General features: G+C 50.3%; 10 protein-coding genes. All 10 read left to right on the forward strand.

The genetic code is table 11. The features are described 5' to 3' along the window. The first annotated feature begins 43 nt into the window (after positions 1 to 43). On the forward strand, positions 44 to 916 hold the full coding sequence (gene dapA, locus JSQ80_RS21015) for a 4-hydroxy-tetrahydrodipicolinate synthase (protein WP_206096564.1): 873 nt from the start codon (positions 44 to 46) through the stop codon (positions 914 to 916). Positions 917 to 1,188: 272 nt separating this feature from the next. Next, a complete protein-coding gene (locus JSQ80_RS21020; protein ID WP_206096565.1) occupies positions 1,189 to 2,865 on the forward strand; it encodes a ribonuclease J in 1,677 nt (558 codons plus the stop codon). 202 nt (positions 2,866 to 3,067) lie between these two features. Continuing rightward, positions 3,068 to 3,928 (forward strand): ClpP family protease, encoded by an 861-nt coding sequence (locus tag JSQ80_RS21025; RefSeq protein ID WP_206096566.1) that lies wholly within the window; start codon positions 3,068 to 3,070, stop codon positions 3,926 to 3,928. Further along, positions 3,925 to 4,137: a YlzJ-like family protein gene (locus tag JSQ80_RS21030; RefSeq protein ID WP_240463738.1), complete on the forward strand. Its 213-nt coding sequence runs from the start codon at positions 3,925 to 3,927 to the stop codon at positions 4,135 to 4,137. Before JSQ80_RS21025 ends, JSQ80_RS21030 begins: the two co-directional genes overlap by 4 nt. Before the next feature lie 120 nt (positions 4,138 to 4,257). Next, positions 4,258 to 6,972: an FtsK/SpoIIIE family DNA translocase gene (locus tag JSQ80_RS21035; RefSeq protein ID WP_206096567.1), complete on the forward strand. Its 2,715-nt coding sequence runs from the start codon at positions 4,258 to 4,260 to the stop codon at positions 6,970 to 6,972. Positions 6,973 to 7,202: 230 nt separating this feature from the next. Next, positions 7,203 to 7,949: a spore cortex-lytic enzyme gene (sleB, locus tag JSQ80_RS21040; protein WP_206096568.1), complete on the forward strand. Its 747-nt coding sequence runs from the start codon at positions 7,203 to 7,205 to the stop codon at positions 7,947 to 7,949. A gap of 178 nt (positions 7,950 to 8,127) precedes the next feature. Continuing rightward, a complete protein-coding gene (gene yfmF, locus JSQ80_RS21045) occupies positions 8,128 to 9,408 on the forward strand; it encodes an EF-P 5-aminopentanol modification-associated protein YfmF (protein ID WP_206096569.1) in 1,281 nt (426 codons plus the stop codon). A gap of 2 nt (positions 9,409 to 9,410) precedes the next feature. Beyond that, a complete protein-coding gene (gene yfmH / locus JSQ80_RS21050) occupies positions 9,411 to 10,691 on the forward strand; it encodes an EF-P 5-aminopentanol modification-associated protein YfmH (protein ID WP_206096570.1) in 1,281 nt (426 codons plus the stop codon). A gap of 66 nt (positions 10,692 to 10,757) precedes the next feature. Next, a complete protein-coding gene (gene ymfI / locus JSQ80_RS21055) occupies positions 10,758 to 11,504 on the forward strand; it encodes an elongation factor P 5-aminopentanone reductase (protein WP_087432901.1) in 747 nt (248 codons plus the stop codon). Between the two features lie 140 nt (positions 11,505 to 11,644). Next, entirely contained in the window at positions 11,645 to 11,899 is a 255-nt protein-coding gene (locus JSQ80_RS21060; protein WP_087432902.1) for a DUF3243 domain-containing protein, read from the forward strand. Positions 11,900 to 11,908 lie beyond the last annotated feature (9 nt).

Below are 11,908 nucleotides of genomic sequence, written 5' to 3' on the forward strand. Positions count from 1 at the left end.
ACGATGAATTTCAGCATTTAAACCGCCAGAGGAGGAGTCAATTGTGGACTTCGGAAGAATGATTACGGCCATGGTGACACCGTTCGACGAGAACGACCGCATCCATTGGCCTGAAGTAGAACGATTAATCGATTATTTGATTGAAGAACAACAAAACGACAGCCTCGTCGTGTGCGGCACGACTGGAGAATCACCTACGTTAACCGACGAGGAGAAACTGGCGCTGTTTCGTTATTCCGTGGAAAAAGCGAACGGACGCGCCCGTATCATTGCAGGCACCGGAAGCAACAACACTGCGCATTCCATTCATATGACGAAGCTGGCCGAAGAGGCTGGCGTCGACGGAATACTTGCGGTCGTGCCATACTACAACAAACCGAGTCAAGAAGGATTATACCGCCATTTCAAAGCGATTGCTGACTCTACGCCGCTTCCGGTCATTGTGTACAATGTGCCGGGCCGCACAGTGGCAAGCTTGTCGGTGGAGACGACGCTTCGTCTTGCCGAAATACCGAATATCGTGGCGACGAAAGAGTGCGCCAGTGTCGATCAGATGTCACAGCTTGCAGCATGCGCTCCGGAATCGTTCCGGGTGTACAGCGGCGATGATCCCATGACCTTGCCTTTGCTTGCGGTGGGCGGCTATGGAATTATTAGCGTCGCTAGTCATTTGATTGGCGCGCAGATGAAGAAAATGATCGAGTTGTATTTGGCTGGGCAGCCTGGTGAAGCCGCGCGGCTTCACCAAAAGCTGTATCCCGTATTTAAAGGCTTATTCGAATTTCCCAATCCGGTTCCCGTCAAATATGCTTTGCAGCTCAAAGGATTTGACGTTGGCGGCGTACGCTTGCCGTTAGTTGAGCCTACTGAAAGCGAAGCGGCATTCGTGCGTCAACTGGTCGAGTCTATTGATTAATGCGTTGCAGAGACCAAACAGCTCCCGTTCTGCACACGGATTTTTATGCTAAACAGGCTGTCCAAGCGAACATAGTTAGAGACCGATGCGATTTCGAAGCATCGGTTTCTTTGTTTTCGGCAACAATATACGTAACAAACGCCGACTTGTGTTTTTTACTTTTGTTCATGTATAATGAGAATCAAGTGACTGGGTGCGGTATATTTTTTATTCAAAAAAGAAAGAAATTCATTGGTACGACGGCCAACTGAATATAGGAGGTTAAGATCCACTTGTCGAAGAAAAACAACGTTGATAAATTGTCCATCTTCGCATTGGGCGGCGTAGGCGAAATCGGAAAAAATATGTACGTCGTTCAGTATGGTAACGATATCGTCGTCATTGACGCAGGGTTGAAGTTTCCAGAAGAAGACATGCTCGGAATAGATATTGTCATCCCGGATATTTCATACCTGACGGAGAACCGAGATAAAGTAAGAGGGATTCTGATTACGCACGGACATGAAGACCACATTGGCGGTTTGCCATATGTATTGAAACATTTGAACGTTCCTGTTTACGGAACACGACTTACGCTCGGATTGATAGAGAGCAAACTACGTGAAGCCAATCTGCTTGGTGAGACGAAACGCATTCTTATCACGGCGGATTCGGAAGTTCAGCTCGGATCCATCCGCGCCAGCTTCTTTAAGACGAATCACTCCATTCCGGATTCGGTCGGCGTCTGCTTAGACACGCCGGAAGGCGCCGTGGTTCATACAGGAGACTTTAAATTTGATCACTCGCCAGTAAATGCGCAATATGCGGACTTGCATCGGATGGCGGAAATTGGACAGCGTGGCGTACTTGCTCTGCTCTCTGACAGCACGAACGCGGAACGCCCTGGCTTTACACCGTCGGAAAGCAGTGTAGGCATTGCATTGGAAGATATTTTCAGAAAAGCGGAACAGCGCGTGGTGGTTGCCACATTCGCTTCAAACATTCACCGCATACAACAAGTCATTGAAGCGGCTCATGCAACCAATCGCAAGCTGACGGTCATCGGCCGAAGCATGGTGAACGTCGTCACTATCGCATCGGAACTAGGATATTTACATATCCCGGATGGCATGTTGATTGAACCGGAAGAAGTGAATAAGATGGCGGCAGACCGTGTCGTTATTTTATCTACCGGATCTCAGGGGGAACCGATGTCTGCGCTGACGCGCATGGCTCGTTCCACGCACCGCAAGGTAGATATTTTACCGGGAGATACAGTTGTCATTGCAGCAACGCCAATTCCAGGCAATGAGAAATATGTGGGTCGCACAGTAGATGAATTGTCCCGTCTAGGAGCAAACGTAATCTACGGTGGCATGAGATCGGGTGTTCACGTATCGGGACACGGCAGTCAGGAAGAACTGAAGCTGATGCTGAACTTGATTCGCCCGAAATACTTTATTCCAATCCACGGTGAATATCGCATGCTTCGTCAACATGCTGCGCTTGCCGAAGCGGTCGGAATTGAACCTGAAAATATTTTTATTACCGATATCGGAGATACGGTTGAGATTCAGAACGGTGTAGCACGCCGAGGCTCCAAGGTGCCATCCGGTTATGTCCTCATTGACGGCCTTGGAGTCGGAGATGTCGGCAACATCGTCTTGCGTGACCGCAAGCTGTTGTCGCAGGACGGGATTTTGGTCGTCGTTGTTACGCTCAGCAAGCAAGACGGCACGATTCTGTCAGGACCGGATATCATTTCGCGCGGATTCGTATATGTTCGTGAATCGGAAGGGTTGCTTGATGAAGCCAATCGCATCGTGACATCGACATTGCACAAGTTGATGAGCGAGAAAGTGAATGAGTGGGCATCGCTAAAAACAAACGTGAAGGATGCGCTTGGCCGATTCTTGTACGAGCAGACGCGCCGACGTCCAATGATTCTTCCAATTATCATGGAAGTGTAGGAGCGTGGGGCGAGAATCCCAGTCACCAGTCATTCTCGTCCTTGCCCACATGAACCGTGAAAGAAATACAAAAGGCTGCCATTTCTGCCCTTGGGGACGGAATGGCAGTTTTTTTGCATTAATGATGTCCGAAAAGCATAACGATTCCCTCAAATGTGCAACCTATGACAGATTCGCAAAAGTTAGATCGGAGGGAATAGTGATGTCAGATCATAACGGGCTTCCGTTTTCGTTTACACAACAACAAAATGAGGTTCCCCCAGAAACGCAAGCGCCGAAAGGCCCGCCTACCGTGGAGACGATTCAGCAGTTGGGGACAGCTTCGACTCCAACTCCGGGGGAATCCAACATTTATTGCTTAAATATTATCGGACAAATCGAAGGGCACATCGTGCTTCCCCCGCAAAATAAGACTACGAAATATGAGCATGTCATACCCCAGCTGGTTGCGGCTGAGCAGAACTCGAAGATTGAGGGCGTGCTCATCATTTTAAATACGGTCGGCGGCGACGTGGAAGCCGGTCTGGCTATTGCGGAGATGGTCTCATCGATGTCTAAGCCTACCGTGACGCTAGTGCTTGGAGGCGGACACAGCATCGGCGTGCCGATCGCCGTATCATCCAATGTCAGTCTTATCGCAGAGACGGCTACGATGACGATACACCCGATACGTCTGACTGGGCTTGTGATCGGCGTGCCGCAAACGTTCGAATATTTAGACAAGATGCAAGAGCGCGTGGTACGCTTTGTGACGACTCATTCACGCGTATCCGAGCAGAAATTTAAAGAGCTTATGTTTACGACAGGCGAGCTCACTCGCGATATCGGAACGACCGTAATCGGAGTTGACGCGGTTCGTTACGGACTCATCGATGAGGTGGGAGGGATTGGGTTGGCATTGGAGCGGTTGAATCGAATGATTGACGAGAAAAGGTCCAGTCCGAGCAACAATCCGAGCATAAACCCGAATGCAAACAATGGGAACGGGAGTGTTGTAAATCCCGGTGCGAATCCAGTTCAAGCGCCTCCGGGTGCTCCGCCGATCGGAGGAGGCCAAGGATGATGCTCTATACCGTTATGCCAATGGAACAAGTGTTGAATGGGTATGATAAAGAGCCGAAATTCATGGAAATGGAATGGCAGGGGCGCACTTTGCTGGTGGAGCAAATCGACTTGACGACCGTCCGCATCGAAAGGTTACTGCAGGGCCGCGAACTGCATGATTTTTTGCTTCCGTGTTTTGCCCCCGGCACTGTTTTATCGCTGCGCTAACCTATTGTTTGCGAATGAGAGCACGCCCCTCTAAAGAGGGAAGCGTGCTTTTTCTCTTTGGAATGGCAATAGGAAGAACGGTTGTTCTGTGCTATAATGTACAAATGGAGGTGACTGTATTTGGCCCGCAGAAAAAAAAAGAAGCAATCCTTTAGCAAAAGCCTGAAATACGAAATATACGGTATTTTGCTTATTACGTGTTCCGTCATAGCATTGTCTGGCGGGGCTGCTTTCGGGCGATCATTATCCAAGATTTCGGGATTGCTATTAGGAAAGTGGTATTTCATTATTCCGCTTACGTTCATATATATCGGCTTGGCGGTGATGATTAAACGCAATTGGCCCAAGGGATGGAATCCGCGCAAGACAGGGATGGTCTGCATCATATTGGCACTTACGATGATCAGCACCGTTCACGCTGTCGAGCAGCGAATTTTGCCTGTCGCCGATGAGGTTGGGGTGGGATTTATATTTCAAGACATACATAAGACGTTGAAAGCAGAACTGCTGCAGGCCCAGGAGACGGGAACGGCAGGAACGATGCTGCAAAAGGACATAAGCGGCGGATACGTTGGCGCTGTGCTCTATTGCGCTTTGTTCATGCTGTTCGGAAGCCTTGGCAGCAAGCTTCTCACCATTGTATTGCTGTTTATCGGATTTATGCTGGCCACGCAGCTTTCTTATGTCGAACTGGTTCGTCTCTTGCGGTCCCAGATTAAGAAGTTAGCCGCAGTGATGAAGAAGAAGCGTAAGGCGCGCTTGAATGAGCGCAAGCTGCAGGATGGCAAACAACAACGGGCCGCGGCTAAGCATCCCGTTAAGGAATATATGCTGCCGGATTCCCTTGACGACGAGGAGGATGAAGATGGTCCTCCGCGCCGAATCCCCAAGATGCCAATCTTTATGCAATTGTTCAGCCGCAAACGTGCAGCCGAAAATGCAGATGAGGATGAGGAATACGGTGAAAGTGCAATCTTCAAAGGCAGAGCGAAAGCGGCACGGTTAAGTGATGCCGATGATGAGGATGACGGCCCGATTATAAATGCGGCAGTGACTGCTACAGCCGCGAAGGCTTCAAGTGAGCTGCAGAATGGACATGGACATGGCGATCTGGATGCGGCCGTGAGTGAAGCGCCCCGGTTCCGAGATTTCACGGCGCAAGCGGCCGAACCGGGATGGGATGATCAGGAAGACCAACTGCCAGAGCATGTTCCCGCTGCAGGCCAAGCGCCTTGGAAGCACGACGATACCGAGGATGATTGGGAGGAAGCGGTTCCTGGGGCTCTTGCTCATCAAGGTGGCGGCGACTCCGCTCATGCAGGCTTGGACCCTGAATTGGTCCAAGCTCCCGATGGAGCGGAAGGGATAGCGGCTGAACCGGCATTGATTAAGCCTCCGCCTCCACCAGTTAAGCCGTATAAAATGCCATCGTTCAATTTGCTGAGCAAACAGCCGAACAGTGCCAAAGGCGGGGATCAAGCCGATTTCATGCAGACGGCCCGCAAGCTTGAGGCGACACTGGAGAGCTTCGGAGTAAGGGCAAAAGTATTGGAAGTCGTTCGCGGGCCTGCGGTGACGCGCTATGAGATTCAGCCTGATATCGGCGTCAAGGTAAGTCGGATTGTAAGTTTGTCCGATGACATCGCACTTGCGCTTGCTGCGAAGGATATTCGGATGGAGGCGCCGATACCGGGGAAATCGGCCATCGGCATCGAGGTGCCGAACAATGAAGTCTCTACAGTCACGATGCGTGAAGTAATGGAGACGCCAACATTCCTTGAGGCTGCCTCGCGATTGTCAATTGCTCTAGGCCGCGATATATCGGGCACTCCGATCGTCGGCAACTTGGCCCGCATGCCTCACTTGCTCGTTGCTGGCGCTACAGGTTCAGGGAAATCGGTATGTATCAACGGGATCATTACGAGTATTCTGTACAAGGCCAAGCCGGACGAAGTCAAGTTTCTGATGGTGGATCCGAAAATGGTCGAGTTAAATGTGTATAACGGCATTCCCCATCTGTTGGCACCGGTCGTGACGGATCCTCGGCGGGCATCGCTGGCGCTGAAGAAGATCGTGGTGGAGATGGAAAAGCGTTACGAGTTGTTCTCGAAGTCGGGCACACGGAATATTGAAGGATACAACAAGCTTGTCGCCGAAGAACCGGAGAAAGTTCTGCCGTACATCGTCATTATCGTCGATGAGCTGGCAGACTTGATGATGGTCGCCGCCAATGATGTCGAAGACGCGATATGCCGATTGGCGCAAATGGCCCGCGCAGCAGGCATTCATTTAATAATCGCGACACAACGTCCTTCGGTTGACGTCATTACGGGAGTTATTAAGGCGAATATCCCGTCACGGATAGCATTTGGCGTATCCTCTCAAGTAGACTCGCGCACCATTCTCGATATGGCAGGGGCAGAGAAGCTGCTGGGCCGCGGCGACATGCTCTTCCTGCCGATGGGCTCCTCCAAGCCGATTCGCGTGCAAGGCGCGTTCTTGTCCGACCAAGAGGTGGAATCGGTCGTTTCCTTCGTAAGCGGACAAGGCCAAGCCGAATATAACGATGACTTGGTTCCGGAGATTGACGAAAACGGACTTGCGGCAGACCAGCCGGTCGATGAGCTGTACGAGCAGGCCATTCAAATGGTGCTTGAAGCGCAGCAGGCTTCTGCGTCTTTGCTTCAGCGCCGCATGCGTATCGGATACAATCGGGCAAGCCGGTTGATTGATCATATGCATATGCAGGGCATCATCGGACCTCACGAAGGGAGCCGCCCGCGCGAAGTGCTTTTGACGCTAGAGCAATATCAACAGAACAAAATATCATCGTAATGTTTGAAAAGGACGCTTCGGCGTCCTTTTTTTGTTTCAGGGAGAATGGGGAGAGGGACGGCTGACGCGAATCCCGTCGTCAGCCGCATCAAGCCTAATATGAACTATACGTTCAAGATGAAGCATAGCAATACTCAGATCTCGTTCCATGTGAATAGAAGTTACTTCGTTTTCTCATAATAAAGTTGCCAATCCTGTCAAAATCACAAGAGAGAGGTAGACGTTAGGCCATGAGAAAACGCATGATTTGGATTACGATCTGTATGGTGTTCGCGCTGTTCGGCGCATATCAGTACAAGCATATGACAGATTCCGCTGCCACTTTCAGCAATGCAACGATAAAGCACGGATCAACGGGGCAAGACGTAAATGAGTTGCAAGGACGGTTGAAGTTTTTAGGCTATTATGACGGTAAAGTGGATGGTGTGTTCGGAAGCGCCACGCTCGAATCGGTAAAATGGTTCCAATGGAAATTCGGCATGAAAGCAGACGGCGTTGTCGGTTCGAAGACGAAAGTGAAGCTGTACAATGCAACGAAAAATTGGAAGCCGGGAGCTGCAGAGAATAAGGCGGGCACCTCAAAGCCAAAGAACACTGTCAGCGGCTCCAACAATCGTGGATTTTCCGAAAATGATTTGAAGCTGATGGCCAATGCAGTCTTTGGAGAGGCTCGCGGCGAACCATACGAAGGCCAGGTGGCTGTGGCCGCTGTCATTCTTAACCGAGTAAAATCACCCAGCTTTCCGAATACGGTATCGGGCGTTATATTTCAACCGGGCGCATTTACGGCCGTAGCAGATGGCCAAATCTGGTTGACGCCTAATGAACGGGCGCGCCAAGCTGTACAGGATGCGATCGAAGGATGGGATCCGAGCGGCGGCTGCCTGTATTACTTCAACCCGGTAACCGCCACATCCAAGTGGATTTGGACGCGGACTCAAGTAAAAACGATTGGGAAACACATATTCTGTATGTAGCGCTCGGAACGAAGAAGCAATGGTCATGGCTCGACCGTTCGCTTCTTTGTTTTTAAATGAAAGCACAATTTCGCTATTCGGGATACAGCAGGTATACTATGGTTAAACATCGAATATAAGATGCAAGATGCATGACAATAGCCGTGCAGGGGACACGGAAGAAAAGAGGTAAACACTCGTGAGCAAACCTACTTTTGAACGAGGCAATGTCAAAGGCATACGGGTTCACGTTATGCCGACGAATCGCTTCAAAACGTTCGCAATCTCCGTATATGCAGGGATACCGCTGTCGGAAGAAACGGTTACCCCGATTGCATTGACGCCATTTGTGCTCCGGCGGGGGACGGCTTCTTACCCGGAAACGATTCGCTTTCGCGAGCGGCTGGACGAAATGTATGGCGCAGGATTTGGCTTCGATGTATACAAGCGAGGCGATTATCAAATCGTACAGTTCCGTATGGACGTGATTAACGATACCTTCGTCCGTTCTGCAGATTCCTTGCTCGGTCAGGCGTTTCAATTTATAGGCGATGTCATGACGGCGCCTGTCACCGAGGAAGGAGTCTTCCGCAGCAAGTATGTGACTGAGGAGAAAGAGACGCTGCGCCAGCGCATTGAATCAATCGTGAACGACAAGATAAGATACGCGGCAGAGCGCTGCATTGAGGAAATGTGCAAGGATGAGCCGTACCGGCTTCATGCGCTCGGCAATCGCCAAGATTTGGACGGCATCGATGCTCAATCGCTGCACGATAAATACCGGTGGTGGCTCGAGCATGCCGCGATTGATGTGTATGTCGTAGGCGATACGACCCTTGAGGAAGTAGAACGATACATCAACGATTCCTTCGATTTGAACCGGACGGGCGAAACGCCTTATGCGCGTTCCATTCCCGTTCCCCGGACCACAGAACCGAACACCGTAATCGAACGTCTGGACGTCAGTCAAGGGAAGCTTAACATGGGGCTTCGCTCCACCATTACCTATGCGGACAACGGATATCCGGCTGCTTTGTTATTCAACGGAGTGCTTGGCGGTTATCCGCATTCCAAGCTGTTCATTCATGTCCGGGAAAAGAACAGTCTCGCTTATTATGCATCATCGCGCTTCGACGGCCATAAAGCAATTTGCACGCTTCAATCGGGGATTGAGTTCCAAAACTTCGATAAAGCTCAGGTCATCATCAAAGAACAGCTGGAAGCGATGAAGGCCGGCCAGATAGAATCCTTGGAGCTAAGTCAGACGAAGGCGATGATAGCCAATCAGCTTCGTGAAATTGACGATTCGGCTTTTGAAATGATCGGTTTTGATTTTAACCGTGTATTATCCGGCCGCGAACGCTCTACAGCCCAATTAATCGATGAGATTGAACAGACGGATGAGTCGCGCATTCAAGAAGCGGCACAAACCTTTCATTTGGACACGATATACTTCTTGCGCGATCGGGAGGAGGTTTAACGATGGAACAACGTCAATATTCCCAGCTGCAAGAAACGTTATATTATGAACGGATGGATAATGGGCTGGATGTCTACGTCTTGCCGAAGCCAGGGTTTCAGAAGACATATGCTACATTTTCAACGAAGTACGGCTCGATAGACAATCACTTTCAAGTTGCCGGACAGAACGCGATTCAAGTTCCTGACGGTATCGCGCATTTCCTCGAACATAAAATGTTTGAAGAGCCCGAGGGCGATATTTTTGCAACCTTTGCCCAGCAGGGCGCTTCCGCAAACGCATTCACAACCTTTGACCGTACCGTATATTTGTTTTCATCCACTGCCAAAGTCGAGGAAAGTCTGGAAACATTGATTGATTTTGTGCAAAGACCATATTTTACGGATGAGAACGTAGAGAAGGAAAAAGGGATCATCGCGCAGGAAATCAATATGTATCGGGACAATCCGGCATGGCGGTCCTACTTCGGTCTTATCGAGGCTATGTATCAGATTCATCCGGTGCACATCGATATTGCCGGTACGGTCGAATCCATCGGCACGATTACGAAGGAGACGCTATATACGTGTTACCACACCTTTTATCATCCGACCAACATGCTGTTGTTCGTCGTTGGCGGTGTGAACGAACAGGCCATTTTTGATTTAGTGCGCCGCAATCAATCGCGGAAGGAGTTCGAGCCCCAAGGAGCAATCGACCGTATTTTCGAATCGGAGCCCGAAGCGGTACAGGAAGCCCGGCGAGTCTCGAAGCTGCCAGTGTCCATCCCCCGCTGCTTGTTCGGATGCAAAGAACCCCGTCCGGGCCTGAAAGGCAGAGCGCTGCTGGAGTATGAGATTGCAACGCGAGTCATGATGGACTTGCTGCTGGGCAGCAGCTCGCAGTTGAATCAGACCCTATATGAGGAAGGGCTTACCACCGATTCCTTCGGAAGCGAGTTCAACTGCAGTCCCGATTACGCGTTCTCGATAATGGGCGGAGAAACGAAGGATCCGGATAGGTTGGTGCAACGTGTGCAGGAACTGGTTGAGCAAGCGAAGCAGAAAGGCTTTGCAGCGGCGTCGTTCGAACGCATTCGCAATAAAGCGATCGGTTCCTATCTGCGAATGCTTAATTCGCCTGAAGCAATTGCTAATGAATTCACAAAGTTCAAGTTCCGGGATACGGATTTATTTGATATAATTTCCGTATACGAAGCGCTGACGTTAGAACAGGTTCATCAGCGGCTGCAAGACCATTTCGATTGGAACCAGTTAGCCGTTTCCATCGTGGAACAGCCGTAGAACATGAGGGCGTGCCTGCCTAACGGGTACGCCTTCTTCGTATTTATGTAAAGGGGAGAACAAGGTATGAAGGCTTTAGCGGAAACTTCCGTGTTAATAACAGGAGCAAGCAGGGGAATTGGCGCGGCCATCGCCGAGCGATTCGCTTCGGTCGGGATGAAGGTTGTCATCCATTATTTGCAGTCCCATGAATCCGCCAACGAAGTGGCAAGACGATGCTTGGCTTATGGCGGCGAGGTGATGACAATTTCAGCCGATTTACGGTCGGGGGAACAGATCGATCGGATGAAAACGAAGCTGGACGAACTCGGGTTCACGCCGGATGTAGTTGTTAACAATGCGGGTGTTGCATACTATGGTTTGGTTAGCGATGTGACGGAAGAAGAATGGGACGAATGCATGAGCATTAACTTAAAAGGGATGTTTTTATGCGCCCAACGATTTATGCCTCATATGATTTCACAGAAATACGGTCGCATCATTAACGTGTCGTCGATTTGGGGAATTACGGGGGCATCATGCGAAGTGATGTATTCCACGGCTAAGGGCGGGGTAAACGCGTTCACGAAGGCATTGGCCAAAGAACTGGCCCCCTCCGGAGTGACAGTCAATGCCGTTGCTCCAGGCGCAGTCGAGACGGACATGGTCAAGCATCTGGATAAAGAGGAGCGGGTTGCCCTGCAGGACGATATACCGTTAGGCCGTCTCGGCACTCCGGAAGAAGTGGCATCGCTCGTCTATTTCCTGGCTTTGCCGGAATCAAGTTATATTACGGGACAGGTCATCAGCCCAAATGGCGGATGGCAAACGTAAGCGCTGTAAATCGCAATCGCTTCATGTCAATCTTACTGCCAAGGCAGGTTTTTATCTATGATGAGTACGCATAATTCCGGTTCCAAACGTACATATTACGACTGTTGACGCATTAATTAAAGCGACAAGGAGGCGTTCTCATGTCATCTGTACTCAAAAATTTCGACACGTGGAAGAAATTTCTTGGCGAGCGCGTCAAGCAGGCAAAAGGAATTGGCATGACAGAAGAGACCATTTCCAAATTAGCTTTTGAAATCGGCTCGTTCTTGGATGAAAAGGTGGATCCGCAAAACCCGCAAGAGCGCACGTTGAAAGAATTGTGGGAAGTCGGCTCTGACGAAGAGCGGAAGACGATTGCCCGCTTGATGGTGAAATTGGCCGATCGCAACGGCTAATCGAAACAT

The organism is Paenibacillus apiarius (assembly GCF_017052585.1).
GTDB lineage: Bacteria > Bacillota > Bacilli > Paenibacillales > Paenibacillaceae > Paenibacillus_B > Paenibacillus_B apiarius.

Bases quoted from the DNA above. Each gene is read 5' to 3' on its own strand.
- JSQ80_RS21025 (WP_206096566.1), top strand. From the start codon at position 3,068: ATGTCAGATCATAACGGGCTTCCGTTTTCGTTTACACAACAACAAAAT.
- JSQ80_RS21030 (WP_240463738.1), top strand. From the start codon at position 3,925: ATGATGCTCTATACCGTTATGCCAATGGAACAAGTGTTGAATGGGTAT.
- sleB (WP_206096568.1), top strand. From the start codon at position 7,203: ATGAGAAAACGCATGATTTGGATTACGATCTGTATGGTGTTCGCGCTG.
- yfmH (WP_206096570.1), top strand. From the start codon at position 9,411: ATGGAACAACGTCAATATTCCCAGCTGCAAGAAACGTTATATTATGAA.
- ymfI (WP_087432901.1), top strand. From the start codon at position 10,758: ATGAAGGCTTTAGCGGAAACTTCCGTGTTAATAACAGGAGCAAGCAGG.
- JSQ80_RS21060 (WP_087432902.1), top strand. From the start codon at position 11,645: ATGTCATCTGTACTCAAAAATTTCGACACGTGGAAGAAATTTCTTGGC.